An 18,216-nucleotide genomic window follows, 5' to 3' on the forward strand; every position below is an offset into this window, starting at 1 on the left:
GTCATTTAACTTAAAGAGCCGAGATTTGCTCGTCACACCTCCTGCAGGAACGGCGCGGTGCCGTTTCGTTTGCAGGAGACTACAATGAAGCTTCCCAAGATCGATCTGGCGAGTCTGCCCGATCTCGACACCCTGACGGGCCTGTTCGGCTCCATCCGTACCCCCGGCCATGACGACACGATCATCGTGATCGCCACGGTCGTCTACGACACCAACCCTCCCGGCAGCGGCCTGATCTGAGGTCCGGGGCGATGCAGGTTCATCCCGACATCGCCGCGTTGCGGAGCGACCGCGCTCCGCAACGCGAGGCCCAGGAAGCGATGCTTGCAGCGGGCGAGGCCTGGGCGAGGGAGCCGGGAGCCGCCGACCTGCAGTCCGCTCTGCGTGCGTTCGGCGCAGGAGCCCCGCTGGAAGCGTGCCCGATGCTGGAGGCGATGTTCACGGGCAGCGGCGAAGCAGAGCGGCTGATGGACCTGATGAGCCGCCATTACTGCCGCGCCATGGCCGCGCACCCCATCGGCCATCCGCCGTTCCGTCAGGGGTTCGATGGCACCTCCACCTCCATACTCCTTGCAAGTTCAGGTCGCGCGCAACTGATGTTGCAGGCAAAAGAGCCGGGCACGATGATCCATCCGGGATACATGTTCTGTGACGCTGTGCGCTTCGATGCCGTGCTGGGCGGAGCGGCCGATGCACGGATCGTCCGCATGGCGCGGCGCGACGGCACCACCGCGGGATTCTCGCAGGAGTCGCTGGTCCTGCGTGCCGGTCATCGCCTCGCTCTCGATCTCGCCAGTGAGACACTCGTGGTGGACGAGGTGCAGAGCCGGTTCGTCGTGCTGCGCCTGCTGCGCACCGCTGCCGATCCGCAGCCGGGCCGTGAATACGATGCGGCCAGCGGCAATCTGATGCACCAGAGCGCCGGGCGCATCGGCACCAGTCGGCGCGAGGCGACCATCGCCTTGCTTGGCCGGATGGGCCGCACCGACGCCGTCCCCGCCATGGCGCGCGTCGCGCTTGAAGAGGGAGATGTGTCGATGCGCTGGCAAGCCTTGCGAGAGGCGCTGGCTCTAGACACGGCGACGGGATTCTGCGCCCTCAACACCGTGGCCCGCCGCAAGGACGATCCGCTGGCACGCGAAGCGGGCGCGCTGCGGGCGCGATTGCTCGAAACCTATCCCATGCTTGCCGAACTGGAGGCCGAACAATGCCCCGCGTGATCCAATACGAAGACAGTGCAGCCTGCGACCTTGGCGAATGCATCGATGCGCTGGAGGCGGAAGGCTTCCGGCCATTCGAGGAAGAGAGCCTGCTCCACGGCGCGAAATGGCTGCGACGCCTTGCCAACAACCGCAGTTTCCTCGGCGACATGATGCTGGAGGAACTGAAAGCGGGCGTCGACGTGGCGGAGGATGCCAGCAGCTATGGTCCGCAGGTGGTCATGCTGTCGCCGCTGGGCCGCGAATACTACATGCGCGCAAATTTCTGGCCGAGCGCGGACGAGCACATGTTCCGCGCCAGCGGATCATCGGCCTTCAGCTACGAATTGCCGCACGATCACAATTTCGATTTCCTCACCGTCGGCTATTTCGGCCCCGGCTATTCAAGCGACTACTACGAATACGATTACGACAAGGTGGCAGGCGCCATCGGCGAAAAGGCCGGGCTGCGCTTCGTCGAACGCTCCACGCTCGATCCCGGCAAGCTGATGCATTACCGCGCGCACCTCGACGTCCATTCGCAACTGCCGCCCGAAAGCCTCTCGGTGTCGATCAACATCATGCACGCCAGCGGCGCGCAGGGGCTGCTCGATCAATACCGCTTCGACGTGGAGAAGGACGAGATCGCGGGCGTCATCAGTCCGGGCGGGAACGAGACCTTTCTGCGCGTGGCCGTAGGGCTGGGGAGCGAGGATGCGCTCGACCTTGCTGACCGTCTCGCCCGCGCCCACCCGAGTGACCGCATGCGGCTCGTGGCATTGGAAGCGCAGGCCGGCATTCTCGACCTCAAGGAGCGCGATGACCTGTGGCGTCGCGCTGAAGACAGCGGCAGCCGTCTAGTCGCTCAGGAGGCAATACGCAGGAGAAGGGCGCTAGAGCAGGGTTAGGTCCCTAAAGCGAGGTCTGGGCGGAGCATGCGACCGTTATCTGGACTGGCGCGGGCAATGCGGAATGACTGAGACTGGGGTGGGAAGCGGATGTCTCTTTCAGGCTGCACGCGCCATTCCGGCGACCAAGGTCACAGTGCAAGCCGCAAGGCTCAACACTGCGAGAGTGTTGCTGAACGAACGCGCTAGCGAACCCTTCTTGGCCCCACGACGCACAAAAATGCAGGCAAGGCCAGTGATTAGGAAAATGGCCGCGGCAATCATCATTGCTGCCTCGTATTGAAACCGAGAAGCAAACATCATGATCAGGGCGACCGGGAAACAAGCAAGCCAAACTCCCAATGCCGTGTTCCGAAAACGGCGATCACTCTTGCGTTTGGCAACGATCCAATCAGGTTCCTCGGGGGTGCTCATGACGCCTTGTTGTCAGGCCGAAGCACCGTCGGCAAGCGGGTCGTTAGCAGAATGTCCGCTCTCGGCCTTGGGGCTACCGGTTCTGCCTGTCCTGCAAATGGCTGACAGCTAGAGAATTCCACCTGCGAGACGGTCAATCGCGCCTTGCAGGATGACGGCGGCGGCGTGGCTGTCGATGCGTTCGGCGCGTTTACGACGGCTGGTGTCCTGCGCGATCATGTCACGCTCCGCCGCCGTGGTGGACCAGCGCTCGTCCCACAGCAGTACCGGCAGGCCAAGGCCGTTCTGTGCGCTCGCGAGGTTGCGCGCAAAGGCGCGGCTGGCCTGCGCGCGGGGACCGGCGCTGCCATCCATGTTGAGCGGCAGGCCGATGACGATGCCTGCCGCGGAGCGTGTTTCGCACAGCTCCTGCAAGGCTGCGCGGTCGCGGGTGAATTTGCCCTTGGACAGGGTCTTGCCCGCCGTGGCGAAGGCCCACCCGGCATCGCAGATCGCCGTGCCGATGGTCTTGGTGCCAAGGTCCAGCCCCAGCAGAACGCCGCCCAGCGGCAGCGCGCTGCGGAACTCTGCGGCGTCTTCGGTTACGAGGCCTGGGCTGGCTGCCATGCACGCACCCGGTTGACGACGTCTGCCTGGAGGTTCCGCCAGAACAGAGGGATGTCGTAGACGTGATAGTTGTTGCCCGGCAGCACGTACTGGCCAAGCTCGGGCGGATCGCCAATCAGCAGGATTCCGCTTTGCGGGTCGCACCGCGCGGGCACCGCGCCTGCCAACAGCTCTCCGTTCGACAGGTCGCCATCGGGCACCAGCGTGCCCAGATTGCGCTCCGCATCGGCGCTGCCGTTGAGAGTGCCCGTCAGCGGGTTGAAGCACACGATTGGCGTGTCCGAGCGGCTCTCGCCGTCGATGCCGGGGGTTTCGTTGTAAAGCCGCAGGTACTGGCCGGGATCGGCAGGCTCGGCAAAACTGGCCCAGCTCGCAACGCAGCCCGCCTGCTGCCCGCTGGCACAGGCAGGCAGGCCGAGCGCGGGCAGGTCCGTTTCCATCGAGATCGGCATGCCGATGGGGTAGGCGACGGCCACCCGGTCCATCAGCGGCGTGCCCTTCAGCTTGTCTGTCAGCAGGCGCACGACGTGGTAGCCGCCCTGGCTGTGCCCGGCGAGCACGATGGGCGTGCCTTCTGGCACCGAATCGACGAAGAAATCGAACGCCTGCTCGATATCGGCATAGGCAGCGTCCAGCGCGCGGCCGGCCTCGGGGGAATCGGTGAGGAAGGCACCGTAGGTCGCCTGCCGGTAGCGCGGCACCCAGACTTCGCTTGCGCGGTTGAAGGCGCTGGCCATGCCGCGCACCATCAGGCGGGCGCGGTTCTGCGAATCCTCGTGGTCGAGCGGGGCGTTCCATGCATCGTTTTCGAGGAAGCTGGTAGGGTGGACGAAGAAAACAGCGAAGTCAGGCGTTTCCTTCGCATCTTCGCGTTCTTCGAGCGCGCCGCGGGACGAGAGTTCTTCGCTGAAGGCGGGTTGCCAGCGGGCGGGATCGTTCACGCCCTTGCCGGGACGGCTGAACCACATGGCCGGATCCTGGTAGGCGTTCGCCTCCAGCGGGTCCTGCTCGGTGAACTCGACGTCGGGCACCAGCGCCATCTCGGTCAGCTCCTCGGCATAGAGGCGCAGCACGAACAGCACGGCAATGGCCAGCACGATCAGGAAGGCGACAATGTAGAGGAACTTACGCAGGGTCGTTCTCCGGGGTGAGGGTGTGATCGGCTGTCTGCCGCGCGTTCTCGTCCAGCAGGCTTCCGTCCTCTTCGTCCTTTGCGCGGGCGCGCTCTTCCAGTGCGACCTTGATCATGGCGAGCAGAGGGTCGGCGAGCAGCAGGCCGAGAATGCCGAACAGGATACCCATGATGAGCTGCATGGCCAGCACCAGCGCGGGCGCCAGGTCCACCGTCTTGCGGGCGATCATGGGGATGACGAAGTAGCCGTCGATATTCTGCACGGCGAGGTAGACGACGATGGTGTAGATGCCCATTTGCGCGCCGCCGGAAAAGCCGACCAGCACCATCAGTCCGCCGGAGATAATCGCACCGACGTTGGGAATGAAGGCAAGAAGGCCGGTGAGAATGGCCAGCAGCGCCGCCATCGGGATCTGCTCTCCCGTGACCAGCCCGTATCCCAGCAGCGCGACGTAGGTGAAGCACCCCTCGAACACCATGCCCACCAGCCTGCCGAACAGCAGGCGGCGCATGGTGTAACCCATCTGGCTGGCGGTGTGATAAAACTGGTCGCGCCGCCCCTTGGGCAGCATCCAGGCAACGCCGCGCTCGTAAAGGCGCGGTTCGGCAGCGACATAGATGCCGATGATGACGATCAGCAGCAGCGTGGTCAGTCCGCCCAGCAGGCCGGTGAGCGCGCGGGTGACGGTGCCGAAACCGCTGGCGGCCTGGCTGGCCATAGCCTGCACGGTATCCATGCTGATCTGGAAGCCCTGCTCGCGCATCCAGCTGAAGATCGAGCGCGCCTGCTCCTCAACGATGGTGGGGAATTCGGCGGCCTGTTCGGAAATCTGCGCCCCGGCGAACATCGAAAGCCACGCGAGGAAACCGACCGCTGCGAGCAGCACCAGCGCGATCCGCCAGGGGCGCCCGATGGGCAGCCAGCGCCCGAGCAGCCGCGCCCCGCCATCCACCAGCGTGGCGAACACCATGGCGCCGAAGATCACCAGCAGGCTCTGCGAGATGTAAACCGCCAGCACCACAAGGCCGACGACCGTGGTCCAGGTCAGTGCGCGCCAAGCCTCGAACCGCAGTTCCGGAGAGGATATGCGCGTAGGGCTCGCGCCCATCGCACCGTCGTCGTTCGGTCCGGCTGATTCGCCCACGGCGCCTATTCTCCCCTGATTTCAGGGCGCAGACTGGTCCACGCGCGGCCGCCGCGCAAGGCCTGGAACCATGTTATCGGGTTCCACGTGGCCTGCCCGTCGAGCGAGAAGGTGATGAATTCGGCGCGCCCGCCCACGTCTTCCAGCGGCACGGGGCCGCCAAGGCCGCTGGCGAACACCGGCGCGCGGCTGTCTGCCGAATGATCGCGGTTGTCGCCCATCAGGAACACGTGCCCGTCGGGAACAGTGATTTCGGCCATGTCGTCGAGCGCCTGGTCCATGTGATCGATGATCAGGTAACTCGCCCCGTTGGGAAGTGTTTCCCGGTAGGTGGGCGGCTCGTAGACCTGCGTGCCGTCCTCCAGCGTGACGAGGTAGGGCGCGAAGACCGAAAGGCACTCTGTGCCGTAGCCGCAGATGTTGTCGTTCTCCACCGGCAGCCGTACGGGCGGTTCCATCTCCTGCGCTACGGGTTCGCCGTTGAGAATGATCTGCCCGTCGACCAGCGCGATGGTATCACCGGGCAGGGCGACGACGCGCTTGATGTAATCCTCGGCGCGGTAGGGAGGCACGGCGATGACGATGTCGCCGTATTCGGGCGTGGCGGGCGCAATGCGCCAGTCACCGCGCGGGGCAAGGTGGAAACTGGTGGAGACCCAGCTCCAGCCGTAGGGATACTTGCTCACCACCAGCCGATCCCCCACCAGCAGGTTGGGCACCATGCTGGCGCTGGGGATGTAGAACGGCTTTGCTACGAAGGTGTGGAAGGCGAGAACGGCAAGCAGCATCAGCGCAAGGCCGCGCACTTCGGCAAACCAGTTGATCGGCTTCTTCGGCTTCTTCGGCTTCTTGTCGCTCATGCGGGTGGCAATCAGGCTTTCGGATGGGCTTCGATGATCACGAAGGCCTGTGCCCATGGATGATCGTCAGTGAGGGTGACATGAATGGAAACGGTGTGACCGGGCGGTGTCATTTCCTCCAGCCGGGCTGCCGCGCCGCCGGTGAGGGCGAGGGTGGGCGCACCAGAGGGCGCATTCACCACGCCGATGTCCTTCATGTAGACGCCGCGCTTGAAGCCGGTGCCAACGGCCTTGCTGAAGGCCTCCTTGGCGGCGAACCGCTTGGCATAGGTGCCCGCCTGCGTATGCGGACGGCGCGCGGCCTTGGCGTTCTCCACGTCGGTGAAGCTGCGCTGCTTGAACCGCTCGCCCCAGCGGTCGAGCGAGTTCTGGATGCGCTCGATGTTGCACAGGTCGGAACCGAGACCGATGATCATCGTGCGTCCCTCATCGTGCGTGATCCATCAGTTCGCGCATCTTCAGTACGGCAGGCTCCAGCCCGCAGAAGATTGCCTCGCCGATCAGGTAGTGGCCGATGTTGAGCTCCGCCAGTTGCGGGATGGCGGCGATGGGCTGCACGTTCTCGTAAGTGAGTCCGTGGCCCGCGTGCGGTTCGATGCCGTTCTTGGCGGCAAGCGCGGCCATGTCGGCGATGCGCTTCAGTTCCTTCTCGACCCTGCCGGAATCGCCGTCCAGACCGGCATGGGCATATTCGCCGGTGTGGAATTCCACCACCGGCGCGCCCAGCCGCAGGGCGGCGTCGAGCTGGCGCTCCGATGCCTCGATGAACAGCGAGACGCGGATGCCGGCATCCTGCAGGCGCGACACGATCGGCGCGAGCTGGTTGTGCAGGCCCGCCGCATCGAGGCCGCCCTCGGTCGTGCGCTCCTCCCGCTTTTCGGGCACGATGCAGGCGGCGTGCGGCTTGTGGGCAAGCGCGATGGCGAGCATTTCCTCGGTTGCGGCCATTTCCAGGTTGAGCGGCAGGTCGGTCGCATCCTGGATGCGGCGCAAGTCCTCGTCGCGGATGTGGCGGCGGTCCTCGCGCAGGTGCGCGGTGATGCCGTCGCCGCCGCAGGCCGCCACGATTTCCGCCGCGCGCACCGGGTCGGGATGGTCCCCGCCGCGCGCGTTGCGGATGGTGGCGACGTGGTCGATGTTGACGCCGAGGCGAAGTTGCTTGGTCATGGTGGCAGCGCCTCTAGTCGAACCGGACGGGCAATTCCAGTTGCCCTTCTATCTGCAGGCCACTTCGGCCAGCACATCGTGCATAACGCCGCTGCCGGTCCATACTTCGCCGAATTCGAAATCGCCCTGATCGGTGGCAAGCGCCACGGCGATGCCGCGATCGGGCAGGATGATGTTGCGGGTCTGGTACTTGCCGATGGCCCCACGCCGCTCGACGATGCGAACGGGCGCGTCGCACCCATCGAGAGAAGCCTCGAACACCCACTGGCCCAGCGCCATCGAGCCCGATGCAGGATCGCTCTGCCACAGCCGCGCCAGTGCGCTGTCGCTCAGCAGCCGACCGCTCATCAGCGCCTGATCGAACGCGAGGATATCGTCCAGCGGTCCTACCAGCGCGCCCGATGCACCGTAACCGGCGATGCGCTGCGCCTCGGCATCGGTGCGCGACGCGAAAGCCCGCTCGCTGCCTGACTCCTGGAAACTGGTGTTGATCCAGCCTGCATCCAGTCCGATCCCCTGCGCCAGCAGCAGGTCGAGACTGGTGCCGGTGGCCGCTTCCAGCACGGCGCCGAGCACGATGTAGTCGCAATTGTTGTAGGCCCATCTGCCATCTGCGGGGACCTCTCCTTCGCCCGTGCAGTAGGCAAGGGGATCGTCCTCGTCGGCGTAGAAGGACGGGAAACCGTCTGCGCCCGGTGCCGTATCGTCCGGATTGGGCAGGTCGCTGCGGTGGCGCAGCAGGTCTTCGACCGAGATATCGCGGCCGCGCAGCGGGCGAATCCATGTGCCGACATCGCTCCCCAGTGAAAACCGCCCGTCCTCCACTTCGCGCATCACCAGCACGGCGATCACCTGCTTGGTGACGGACGCCCAGGGCCAGCCCTCGATCGTGCGGGTCGCGGCTTCCTCGGACGAGCTGTCGCCGTAATATATGGTGTCGGGCTTGCCGGGCACCGCGAAGGCGACATCGCCGGTGAAGCCGCTCTCCAGCAGCCTGGCATAGCCGCGCAGGTCCGCATCCTGCTTGGCGAAGGGATCGCCCGGTGTCGCGCAACCGCCAAGGATCGCGCAGCCGAGCGCTCCTGCAAGAAGCCGCGCGGCGAGAGTCACTTCCGGCTCCCCGGTTTGGTGATGGGCAGGGCGGCGAGGTCAGCGGGCACTTCGTCTTCCGCATAGGTGGGAAAGTCGATATCGATCAGAGGGAAGAACGGCACGCCAAGGTCGACCGATCCGTTCGAACGGTCGACCAGCGCCACTTCGGCCAGCACTTCGCCCCCCTCGCGGGCCACGGCGGCAATCGCCTCGCGGCTGGAAAGGCCGGTGGTGACCACGTCTTCCACCATCAGCACCTTCGCGCCCGGTTCCAGCGCAAAGCCGCGGCGCAGGTGGAACTCGCCATCGGGGCGTTCGAGGAACATGGAATCGAGATTGAGCGCGCGGCCCATTTCGTGGCCGATGATGATGCCGCCCATCGCCGGACTGACCACGGCATCGAGCGAATCGAGGATCTCGCCGGGGATCTTTTCTCCCAGCGCCTCGGCCAGTCTCGCGGCGCGGTGCGGGTTCATCAGCACCCGCGCGCATTGCAGGTAGTGGCCGCTGTGCCGCCCGCTGGACAGCTTGAAATGCCCTTCCAGCAAGGCACCGCTGGCGCGGAATTCGTCGAGGACCTCGTCCTGTGTCATGGTGCTGGCCAGTCCTTTCGCTTCGGCAATCGCAAGTAATCGGGCACCCTTGGACCAAGGTCCGGATAGGCGTCTGGGAAAAAAGTCCCTAGTTGCGCTTGAGGCATGGGGCAAGCGCGCGTATAGGCGCGGCGTTGGCGGCCCCTGTCGGGGTCTGGGGGCATTCGTGCCCGGGACGAAAAATGGAAAGCATTGAAACCATGAATTTCGGCGCATTCGCCCGCAAGAAACTAAACTTCCTCGCACTTTTCGTGCTGGCAGCCTTCGCAATGGCTGCTTTGCCGTTTGGTGCGATGGCGCAGGAAGGCGCCGTCGATCCGGATGCTGTCGTTGTCGAGGAATCGGCGGCCGAAGCTCCGGCTTTCGAATATTACGGCCCCGAAATGATCAAGGGTCAGCCGGTAGGCTCCGATGAGGACCTGCTCGGTTCGATGACTTTCCAGCCGCAGTTCACCGATAACGGCGAATATGCGCTGTGGATGCACGATGCTATCCTGATGCCGATCATCACCGTGATTAGCCTGTTCGTTCTCGCGCTGCTGCTGTGGGTCGTTCTGAAGTACAACAAGCGCACCAACACTGTCCCTTCCAAGACCAGCCACAATACTCTCATCGAAGTGATCTGGACCGTTATTCCGGTCCTGATCCTGGTCGTCATCGCGGTGCCGTCGATCACCCTGCTGGCCCGCCAGTACCAGTCGCCGCCCGAAGACGCGATCACGATCAAGACCAATGGCTACCAGTGGTACTGGGGTTACGAATACGTCGACAACGGCGGCTTCGAAGTCATTTCCAACATGCTGAGCGAAGAAGCCGCGCTGGAAGCTGGCGAACCGCACCAGCTGGCGGTGGACAATCGCATGGTCGTGCCGGTCGGCGTGCCGCTGCGCATCCAGACCTTCGGTGCCGACGTGATCCACTCGTTCGGCGTGCCGTCGCTTTGGTTCAAGCTGGACGCCGTACCGGGTCGCATCAATGAAAAGATGCTGACCATCAACGAGCCGGGCATCTACTACGGCCAGTGCATGGAGCTTTGCGGTGCCCGTCATGGTTACATGCCGATCGCCATCGAGGCGCGCCCGCTGGAAGAGTTCAATGCCTGGGTGCAGACGCAGCCCGGCGGCATGACCCGCGCGCAGATCGAGGCGCAGAATGCCGCGCCTGCCGCGCAGGACGCCCAGTCCGCAGAGGATGCCGCCGAAGCCGGTGACACCGAAGCTGCCGAGGAAGCCGAAGCTGCCGCCGAGGCCGCGTAAGCTCTCTCGTATTTGATTTAACTGACGATTATAGCAGACAAGGTTCCATAGAAATGGCCACCACCGCTGAAGGTTTCGACGCCCACCACGAAGACCACGCCCACGATCATGCCGATCACAAGCCGGGTTTCTTCGCTCGCTGGTTCATGTCGACCAACCACAAGGACATCGGCACGCTGTACCTCATCTTCGCGATTATCGCGGGTGTGATCGGCGGTGCCATTTCCGGCGCGATGCGCGCCGAACTGGCGGCTCCCGGCCTGCAGTACATGGGCATGTTCGTCGACATGCTGGGCGGCGATGGCTCCAGCTTCGATCAGCAGGGCCACATGTGGAACGTGCTGATCACCGCGCACGGCCTGATCATGGTGTTCTTCATGGTCATGCCCGCCATGATCGGCGGTTTCGGCAACTGGTTCGTGCCGCTGATGATCGGCGCGCCGGACATGGCCTTCCCGCGCATGAACAACATCTCGTTCTGGCTGACCGTGGCAGGCTTCCTGTCGCTGCTGTTCTCCATGTTCGTGCCTGGCGGCATCGGCATGGGCGCCGGCGTTGGCTGGACGGTCTATGCGCCGCTCTCCACCTCCGGCTCGGTCGGTCCGGCTGTCGACTTCGCGATCTTCTCGCTGCACCTTGCCGGTGCGGGCTCGATCCTTGGCGCGACCAACTTCATCACCACCATCTTCAACATGCGCGCACCGGGCATGACCCTGCACAAGATGCCGCTGTTCGTATGGTCGGTTCTGGTCACTGCATTCCTGCTGCTGCTGGCGCTGCCGGTGCTTGCCGCCGCCATCACCATGCTGCTGACGGACCGCAACTTCGGCACCACCTTCTTCGATCCGTCGGGCGGTGGTGATCCCGTTCTCTACCAGCACCTGTTCTGGTTCTTCGGCCACCCCGAAGTCTACATCATGATCCTGCCGGGCTTCGGCATGATCTCGCAGATCGTGGCCACCTTCTCCAAGAAGCCGGTGTTCGGTTACCTTGGCATGGCCTATGCCATGGTCGCCATCGGTGTGGTCGGCTTCATCGTGTGGGCGCACCACATGTATACCGTCGGCCTCGACGTGAACACGAAGATGTACTTCACTGCCGCCACCATGGTCATCGCGGTGCCGACCGGCATCAAGATCTTCAGCTGGATCGCCACGATGTGGGGCGGCTCGCTGGAGTTCAAGTCGCCGATGGTCTGGGCCATGGGCTTCATCTTCCTGTTCACCGTAGGCGGCGTGACCGGCGTCGTGCTGGCCAACGGCGGCGTGGACGACAACCTGCACGACACCTATTACGTGGTGGCGCACTTCCACTACGTGCTGTCGCTGGGTGCCGTTACCTCGATGTTCGCGGGCTGGTACTACTGGTTCCCGAAGATGTTCGGCCGCTGGCACTCCGAGTTCCTGGCGCACCTGCACTTCTGGGTGTTCTTCGTCGGCGTGAACGTGATCTTCTTCCCGATGCACTTCCTGGGCCTCCAGGGCATGGCGCGTCGCTACCCGGATTACACTGCCGCCTTCGCCTACTGGAACGAGATCGCCACCATCGGCTATATGATCATGGCCGTGTCGATCGTGATCTTCTTCGTGAATATCGCCTACGCGATCTTCTTCGGCAAGAAGCCGGAAGCCAACTACTGGGGCGAAGGTGCGACCACGCTGGAATGGAGCCTTTCCAGCCCGCCGCCGTTCCACCAGTTCGAAACGCTGCCCGTGATCGAGGACCACCACAGCCACGACGATCACATCAGTGAAAAACCGGCGACCGCCTGATCGGCGCTCCTCGCCTGACGAAAAACGGGAGGGGGCGCGCCGGAGACGGGGCGCCCCCTTCGCTTGAGATAGATAACGTGACCACAACCGCAGCACCCATAGCGACACAGCTTCCCGCCGACTGGCGTGACTTCTTCGCGCTGACGAAGCCGAAGGTGATGCGCCTCGTCGTCTTCACCGCGCTGTGCGGCATGCTGGCAGCGCCCGGCACCATCCACCCGGTGATCGGTTTTACCGCCATCCTGTGCATCACGCTCGCCGCCGGCGGGGCAGGTGCCCTGAACCAGTGGTGGGAAGCCGATATTGACGCCAAGATGAAGCGCACCGCGCGCCGCCCGCTGCCGCTGGCCAAGCTGCGCCGCGAGGACGCGCGCGATTTCGGCATCCTCCTCTCAGGCACCTCGGTCGTCATCATGGGGCTGGCGGTGAACTGGCTGTCCGCTGCCGTGCTGGCGTTCAGCATCTTCTTTTACGTGGTGATCTACACCATGTGGCTGAAGCCCAGCACACCGCAGAACATCGTCATCGGCGGGGCTGCCGGGGCCTTCCCGCCGCTGATCGGCTGGATCGCGGTAACGAACGAGATCACGGCGATGCCGCTGCTGCTGTTCGCTATCATCTTCATGTGGACCCCACCGCACTTCTGGGCCCTCGCGCTGTGGGTGAAGATTGACTACGCCGAAGCCGGTATCCCGATGATGCCGGTCGCTCGCGGGGAGCGGACGACCCGCCGCCAGATCCTCGCCTATTCGGCGCTGCTGCTGCCGCTCAGCGTCACTCCGTGGATGATCGGCGGGACCGGGGCCGCCTATGGCCTGTCCGCCATCGCCCTTTCCGGGGCCTTCCTCGCCCTGTCCGTTCCGGTGGGCCTGCGCACCAGTGTCGACGGCGACACGATGCGTCCCGAGAAGCGGCTGTTCGCCTATTCCATCCTCTACCTGTTCGCGCTGTTCGGTGCATTGGTCGTAGACCGGGTGATCCTCGCATGACGCCCGAAGAGAAGAAGGAATTCGAGCGCCGCCGCAAGCAGCGCAATCTCGTGGTCGGCCTGATCCTGGCCGGCTTCGTGGTGTTGTTCTACATGATCACAATCGTTCAGATGAGTGACTGACATGGCTACAATGACCCTCGAAGATCGTAACAAGCGCACCATGCTCTTCGGCTTCGGCATGGCGCTGGCCATGCTGGGCATGGGCTATGCCGCCGTTCCGCTTTATGACCTGTTCTGCCGCGTCACCGGGTTTGGTGGCACGACGCAGGTGGCAAGCGAGAGCGATGCGGCCCTGGCGGAGCGGCTCGGCGCCAGTGCTGGCGGGGTCACCTACTCGATCCGCTTCGATGCCAACACCTCGCGCAACATGCCGTGGGAATTCAAGCCGGTGCAGGTGACTGACCGGGTCGCCATAGGCCAGCGCGACATGGCTTTCTACACCGCGAAGAACAATTCCAGCGTCCCCATCACCGGCACCGCCACCTTCAACGTGGAGCCGGAGCAGGCCGGACGCTATTTCAACAAGATTCAGTGCTTCTGCTTTACCGAGCAGACGCTGCAGCCGGGCGAGGAAATTCGCATGCCGGTGCTCTACTACGTCGATCCGGCCGCGCTGGACGACGCGAACATGGAAGGGGTGGAGCAGATCACCCTGTCCTACACTTTCCACCGCGCGGACGCCCGTGTCGCTGGGGGCCCGACTTCGGGCGAGGAGAACCCCAGCTAGGCTCTGGACCCGAACGCAACCACGCATTACAGGCGCAGCAAACCCAAGGATCAGGATCAACATCATGGCCGGTGCCAAGAACCACGATTACCACATTCTAGACCCTGACATCTGGCCGTTCGTCGGCTCGATGTCGGCGCTCACATTCACTACCGGCATGGTGATGTTCATGCACGCCGACGATGCTTCCTTCCCGGAAGGCCTTTGGCGCATCGTCCTGGGCCTCGGCATCGCCGGCCTGATCGCGACCTTCTTCGGCTGGTTCTCCAAGATCGTGAACGAAGCGCAGCGCGGCGATCACACCCCCGTGGTGCAGCTGCACATGCGCTATGGCATGATCCTGTTCATCGCTTCTGAAGTGATGTTCTTCGTCGGCTGGTTCTGGTCGTGGTTCGACTTTGCCCTTTTCCCGGCACCCATCGAGATGGTGGACGAAGGGCTGTGGCAGAGCATGGTCGGACAGGAAGGCGCCGCAATGCTGGCGAACTTCCCGCCCGATGGCATCGAAGTCCTCAACGCGTTCGACCTGCCGCTGCTCAACACGCTGATCCTGCTGTGTTCGGGCACCACGGTCACCTGGGCGCACCACTGCCTGATCAACGGCGACCGTGATGGCCTGAAGAAGGGCCTCTGGCTCACCATCGGTCTCGGCGTGCTGTTCAGCGCGATCCAGGCCTACGAATATGCCGCTGCCCCCTTCGGCTTCGGTGGCAACAACTACTCCAGCGCCTTCTACATGGCGACTGGCTTCCACGGCTTCCACGTGCTGGTCGGCACGATCTTCCTGATCGTCTGCCTGCGCCGTGCATACCTTGGCCACTTCACGCCGCGCCAGCACTTCGGTTTCGAAGCCGCTGCGTGGTACTGGCACTTCGTGGACGTCGTCTGGCTGTTCCTGTTCATCACCGTCTACGTCTGGGGCGGCTGGGGCGCCGAGGTCCACTAAGCCTTCGTGACTGACGAGACTGAAACTTCGAAGGGGCGGCCCGCAATGCGCGAGGCCGCCCTTTTCGGTTCCTGCCCGCGCTGCGGGGCGAGGACCATGTTCGACGGCTGGATCAAGTTCGCCGATACCTGCGACAACTGCGGCCTAGCTTACAGCAAGTTTAACGTGGGTGACGGCCCGGCGGCGTTCCTGACGCTGGGCATAGGCACGATCATCGTCGTGCTGGCGCTGTGGCTGCAACTCAGCGTCGAACCACCCTGGTGGGTCCACGTGATCCTGTGGTTGCCGCTGACCGTGATCGGCGTGATCGCGGGCCTGCGCATCACCAAGGCATCGCTGCTTGTCGCCGAATACCAGCGCCGGGCGGAAGAGCACCGCCATGACGGGAGCGACCTCTCGTGACTGCAGGACGCGTGCCGATTATCCCCACGATAATCGTGATCGCCGCCGCTGCCGTCATGGTCGCGCTGGGCGTGTGGCAGCTTGGCCGGATGGGTGAGAAGGAAGCGCTGATCGCGCAATACGCGGCCAACGAGGACTTGCCGATCCTTCGCAGCTTCGAACCTTTCCCATCGGACGCCTCGGAAAACACCGCGCACCTCGATGCGAATCTATTCCGCACGGTGGAGATCGATTGCGAAAACCCGCGCGATTGGAAGGGTGTGGCGGGCCGGAACGCGGACGATCAATCCGGCTACGTCCACATGTTCGCCTGCGACAAGGCTCTCACGGATGGTGTTCCGGGCACCGTACTCTACGCCACCATCGGCTGGTCGCGCTCTCCACAGCAGCCTGAGTGGCAGGGCGGCACCGTGACCGGCATCCTTTCCACGGCAGGCGAGGATTACGAGGTTGTCGCAAGCGAACCGCAAGCGGGCCTCGAACCGCTCGCCAGGCCCGATCCCGGCGACCTGCCGAACAACCACTTGGCCTACGCGGGCCAGTGGTTCTTCTTCGCGCTCACCGCGCTGGTGATCTACTTCCTCGCGCTGCGCCGCCGCTGGCGGGACGACAGCGCCAAGCGCAAGTGACAGCGCGGCAATCACTGCTTGCTTGCCCAGCGCGGGCCATGGCTTTAACGCGCGCCTTACGATGAAATACATTTCCACCCGTGGCAGCGCCCACAATTCGTCTACAGGGCCGCTCGATTTCGAAGGCGTGACGCTGGCGGGCCTCGCCAGCGATGGCGGCCTCTATGTGCCCGAGGCATGGCCGCAATTCTCGGAGCACGAGATCGCGGCAATGTCGGGCCTGTCCTATGTCGAGCTGGCCGTGCGGGTGATGACGCCCTTTGTCGAAGGCTCTCTGACGGTCGAGGAACTGCGCGACCTGTGCACGCGCGCTTATGGCCGCTTCTCCCACGCGGCCGTCACGCCACTGGTGCAACTCGATCAGCAGCAGTGGATTCTCGAGCTGTTTCACGGCCCGACGCTCGCTTTCAAGGACGTGGCGCTGCAACTTCTAGGCCGCCTGTTCGAGCATTTCCTGAAGCAGAGCGACGATCACCTCACCATCGTCGGCGCGACCAGCGGCGACACCGGCAGCGCGGCCATCGATGCCGTCGCGGGGCGAGAGCGGGTAGATATCTTCATGCTGCACCCCAAGGGCCGCGTCAGCGACGTGCAGCGCCGCCAGATGACGACTGTGCGCGCGCCCAATGTGCACAACCTCGCCATCGAAGGCAGTTTCGACGATGCGCAGGCGATGGTGAAGCGCATGTTCAACGACGATGCGATGGCGGCTTCTCGGGGCGGCAAGTTTCGCATCAGCGCGGTCAACTCGATCAACTGGGCGCGTCTGATGGCGCAGGTGGTCTATTATTTCGCCGCAGCGCTGCAGATGGGCGCGCCGCGCCGCAAGATAGCTTTCAGCGTGCCGACCGGCAATTTCGGCGACGTGTTCGCGGGCTATGTCGCCGCGCAGATGGGCCTGCCGATCGAGAAACTTATTGTCGCCACCAACGTGAATGACATTCTCCACCGCGCGCTGGCCACGGGCGACTATTCGGCAGGCACGGTCACGCCCACGTCCGCGCCCAGCATGGATATCCAGGTCAGCTCCAATTTCGAGCGGCTGCTGTTCGATCTGGGCGGGCGCGACGGGGCGGCGATGGCCGAACAGATGCGCGGCTTCGAAGCGACCAAGGCCATGCAACTCACCAACGCCCAGCGTGAAGGTGCGGCGCACCTGTTTGCCAGCGCCCGCGTGGACCAGGCCGGCATGGCAAAGGCCATGACCTGGGCGAACGAACAGTGCGGATACGTGCTCGACCCGCACACAGCGATCGGGTTCCAGGCTGCGCGCGAGGCAGGAATCGCCGCATCGACGCCGATAGTCACGCTGGCCACGGCGCATCCGGCGAAGTTCCCCGACGCGGTGGAACGCGCCACCGGCATGCGCCCCTCGCTGCCGACTCGCGTGGGTGACCTGTTCGAGCGGACCGAGGCGTTCGAGGAATTGCCCGGCGAATATGGCGCGGTGGCCGACTACGTATCCAAGCACGCCACGCCGAGCAGCTGATGGCCGAGCTTGTCCGTGATCCGGTAATCATGGTGGGCGAGGGCTGGCCGGACTACGGGCTTGTCGATTCGGGCCACGGCCGCAAGCTGGAGCGCTATGGGAAACGCCGCTTCATCCGTCCCGAACCGCAGGCCATGTGGTCGCCTCGCCAGGGCGACTGGCAGGCTGACGGCGAATTCGTGCCCGGCAGCGACGAGGACGGCGGCGGCCGCTGGCAGTTCGCGAGAGAGGTTCCGCGCGATGGCTGGCCGCTTGGCTGGGAAGAGGTGACCTTCACCGCCCAGTGTACGCCGTTCCGCCACCTCGGTTTCTTTCCGGACATGTCGCCCGTATGGCACTGGATGCGCGGCCAACTGGCCGGGCGCGAGGATGCGCAGACGCTGAACCTCTTCGGCTACACCGGCGTCGGCTCGCTGGCGCTGAGCAAGTGCGGGCCGGTGACGCACGTCGATGCCAGCAAGAAGTCCGTTGGCCAGGCGCGCGAAAACGCCGCGCTATCGGGCATGGAGGATCGCCCGATCCGCTGGCTGATCGACGATGCAGTAAAGTTCACCGCGCGCGAAGTGCGGCGCGAGCGACGCTACGACGGCATTATCCTCGACCCGCCCAAGTTCGGGCGCGGCCCCAAGGGCGAGACCTGGCGAATCGAGGACGGGCTGCCGGGGCTGATTGCGGATTGCCGCCAGCTGCTCGATGCCAACAGCAAGTTCCTGTTCCTCACCGTTTATGCCGTGCGGATGAGTTCGCTCGCCATCGGTGGCTTGCTGGCGGAGGTTTTTGCCGACCTGCCGGGCAAGGTGGAGCACGGCGACCTTGCCGTTCAGGAAGACGGACCGGATGGCCGCCTGCTGCCCACCGCGATCTTTGCGCGGTGGAGCAACGACTGAT

At 64.3% G+C, this 18,216-nt stretch carries 22 protein-coding genes; 13 read left to right on the plus strand and 9 right to left on the minus strand.

Features of this window, described 5'->3' with window-relative positions:
- Positions 1 to 84: 84 nt before the first annotated feature.
- From D4Q51_RS15770 to D4Q51_RS12005, 3 genes are read left to right on the plus strand one after another with little or no spacing between them, the layout of a single operon-like run.
- Positions 85 to 240, plus strand: coding sequence for a hypothetical protein (locus D4Q51_RS15770; protein ID WP_162925312.1), 156 nt, complete (start codon positions 85 to 87; stop codon positions 238 to 240).
- Between the two features lie 11 nt (positions 241 to 251).
- On the plus strand, positions 252 to 1,220 hold the full coding sequence (locus D4Q51_RS12000) for a hypothetical protein (protein ID WP_120078017.1): 969 nt from the start codon (positions 252 to 254) through the stop codon (positions 1,218 to 1,220).
- A complete protein-coding gene (locus D4Q51_RS12005; protein WP_120078018.1) occupies positions 1,208 to 2,107 on the plus strand; it encodes a transposase in 900 nt (299 codons plus the stop codon). The genes D4Q51_RS12000 and D4Q51_RS12005 overlap by 13 nt, the downstream gene beginning before the upstream one ends.
- Positions 2,108 to 2,206: 99 nt before the next feature.
- Here D4Q51_RS12005 and D4Q51_RS12010 read toward each other — a convergent pair whose 3' ends face one another.
- From D4Q51_RS12010 to pyrE, 9 genes are all read right to left on the minus strand, one after another.
- Positions 2,207 to 2,521 carry a hypothetical protein gene (locus D4Q51_RS12010; protein ID WP_120078019.1) on the minus strand — a complete coding sequence of 105 codons (315 nt, stop codon included), beginning with the start codon at positions 2,519 to 2,521 and terminating at the stop codon, positions 2,207 to 2,209.
- Positions 2,522 to 2,629: 108 nt separating this feature from the next.
- Positions 2,630 to 3,127 carry a Holliday junction resolvase RuvX gene (gene ruvX, locus D4Q51_RS12015; protein ID WP_120078020.1) on the minus strand — a complete coding sequence of 166 codons (498 nt, stop codon included), beginning with the start codon at positions 3,125 to 3,127 and terminating at the stop codon, positions 2,630 to 2,632.
- Positions 3,103 to 4,224, minus strand: coding sequence for a DUF3089 domain-containing protein (locus D4Q51_RS12020; protein ID WP_240624709.1), 1,122 nt, complete (start codon positions 4,222 to 4,224; stop codon positions 3,103 to 3,105). Before D4Q51_RS12020 ends, ruvX begins: the two co-directional genes overlap by 25 nt.
- Positions 4,225 to 4,252: 28 nt before the next feature.
- On the minus strand, positions 4,253 to 5,404 hold the full coding sequence (locus D4Q51_RS12025; protein ID WP_240624710.1) for an AI-2E family transporter: 1,152 nt from the start codon (positions 5,402 to 5,404) through the stop codon (positions 4,253 to 4,255).
- A gap of 5 nt (positions 5,405 to 5,409) precedes the next feature.
- Positions 5,410 to 6,264 (minus strand): signal peptidase I, encoded by an 855-nt coding sequence (lepB, locus tag D4Q51_RS12030; RefSeq protein ID WP_120078021.1) that lies wholly within the window; start codon positions 6,262 to 6,264, stop codon positions 5,410 to 5,412.
- 11 nt (positions 6,265 to 6,275) lie between these two features.
- The gene (gene acpS, locus D4Q51_RS12035) at positions 6,276 to 6,680 is read right to left on the minus strand and encodes a holo-ACP synthase (protein WP_120078022.1); all 405 of its coding nucleotides are present in this window, start codon (positions 6,678 to 6,680) and stop codon (positions 6,276 to 6,278) included.
- Positions 6,681 to 6,690: 10 nt separating this feature from the next.
- Positions 6,691 to 7,431 (minus strand): pyridoxine 5'-phosphate synthase, encoded by a 741-nt coding sequence (locus tag D4Q51_RS12040; RefSeq protein WP_120078023.1) that lies wholly within the window; start codon positions 7,429 to 7,431, stop codon positions 6,691 to 6,693.
- Positions 7,432 to 7,479: 48 nt separating this feature from the next.
- Complete coding sequence (locus tag D4Q51_RS12045) at positions 7,480 to 8,541, minus strand: serine hydrolase domain-containing protein (protein ID WP_120078024.1); 1,062 nt, start codon at positions 8,539 to 8,541, stop codon at positions 7,480 to 7,482.
- Entirely contained in the window at positions 8,538 to 9,116 is a 579-nt protein-coding gene (pyrE, locus tag D4Q51_RS12050; RefSeq protein ID WP_120078025.1) for an orotate phosphoribosyltransferase, read from the minus strand. The genes D4Q51_RS12045 and pyrE overlap by 4 nt, the downstream gene beginning before the upstream one ends.
- 182 nt (positions 9,117 to 9,298) lie before the next feature.
- On the opposite strand from pyrE, the gene coxB reads away from it, so the two are divergent.
- From coxB to D4Q51_RS12095, 10 genes are all read left to right on the plus strand, one after another.
- On the plus strand, positions 9,299 to 10,372 hold the full coding sequence (gene coxB / locus D4Q51_RS12055; RefSeq protein WP_120078026.1) for a cytochrome c oxidase subunit II: 1,074 nt from the start codon (positions 9,299 to 9,301) through the stop codon (positions 10,370 to 10,372).
- A 53-nt stretch (positions 10,373 to 10,425) separates the two neighbouring features.
- A complete protein-coding gene (ctaD, locus tag D4Q51_RS12060; protein ID WP_120078027.1) occupies positions 10,426 to 12,144 on the plus strand; it encodes a cytochrome c oxidase subunit I in 1,719 nt (572 codons plus the stop codon).
- Positions 12,145 to 12,221: 77 nt separating this feature from the next.
- Positions 12,222 to 13,133: a heme o synthase gene (locus tag D4Q51_RS12065; RefSeq protein WP_120078028.1), complete on the plus strand. Its 912-nt coding sequence runs from the start codon at positions 12,222 to 12,224 to the stop codon at positions 13,131 to 13,133.
- Complete coding sequence (locus tag D4Q51_RS16050) at positions 13,130 to 13,255, plus strand: hypothetical protein (protein WP_276309493.1); 126 nt, start codon at positions 13,130 to 13,132, stop codon at positions 13,253 to 13,255. Before D4Q51_RS12065 ends, D4Q51_RS16050 begins: the two co-directional genes overlap by 4 nt.
- Position 13,256: 1 nt before the next feature.
- Complete coding sequence (locus D4Q51_RS12070) at positions 13,257 to 13,862, plus strand: cytochrome c oxidase assembly protein (RefSeq protein ID WP_120078029.1); 606 nt, start codon at positions 13,257 to 13,259, stop codon at positions 13,860 to 13,862.
- Between the two features lie 64 nt (positions 13,863 to 13,926).
- Positions 13,927 to 14,808 (plus strand): cytochrome c oxidase subunit 3, encoded by an 882-nt coding sequence (locus tag D4Q51_RS12075; protein WP_120078030.1) that lies wholly within the window; start codon positions 13,927 to 13,929, stop codon positions 14,806 to 14,808.
- Between the two features lie 45 nt (positions 14,809 to 14,853).
- Complete coding sequence (locus D4Q51_RS12080; RefSeq protein WP_120078031.1) at positions 14,854 to 15,210, plus strand: DUF983 domain-containing protein; 357 nt, start codon at positions 14,854 to 14,856, stop codon at positions 15,208 to 15,210.
- A complete protein-coding gene (locus D4Q51_RS12085) occupies positions 15,207 to 15,839 on the plus strand; it encodes an SURF1 family cytochrome oxidase biogenesis protein (RefSeq protein ID WP_240624711.1) in 633 nt (210 codons plus the stop codon). The genes D4Q51_RS12080 and D4Q51_RS12085 overlap by 4 nt, the downstream gene beginning before the upstream one ends.
- A 61-nt stretch (positions 15,840 to 15,900) precedes the next feature.
- On the plus strand, positions 15,901 to 17,328 hold the full coding sequence (gene thrC, locus D4Q51_RS12090) for a threonine synthase (RefSeq protein WP_120078730.1): 1,428 nt from the start codon (positions 15,901 to 15,903) through the stop codon (positions 17,326 to 17,328).
- The gene (locus D4Q51_RS12095; protein ID WP_120078032.1) at positions 17,328 to 18,215 is read left to right on the plus strand and encodes a class I SAM-dependent methyltransferase; all 888 of its coding nucleotides are present in this window, start codon (positions 17,328 to 17,330) and stop codon (positions 18,213 to 18,215) included. Before thrC ends, D4Q51_RS12095 begins: the two co-directional genes overlap by 1 nt.
- Position 18,216 lies beyond the last annotated feature (1 nt).

This window comes from Aurantiacibacter odishensis (assembly GCF_003605195.1).
Taxonomy (GTDB): domain Bacteria; phylum Pseudomonadota; class Alphaproteobacteria; order Sphingomonadales; family Sphingomonadaceae; genus Alteraurantiacibacter; species Alteraurantiacibacter odishensis.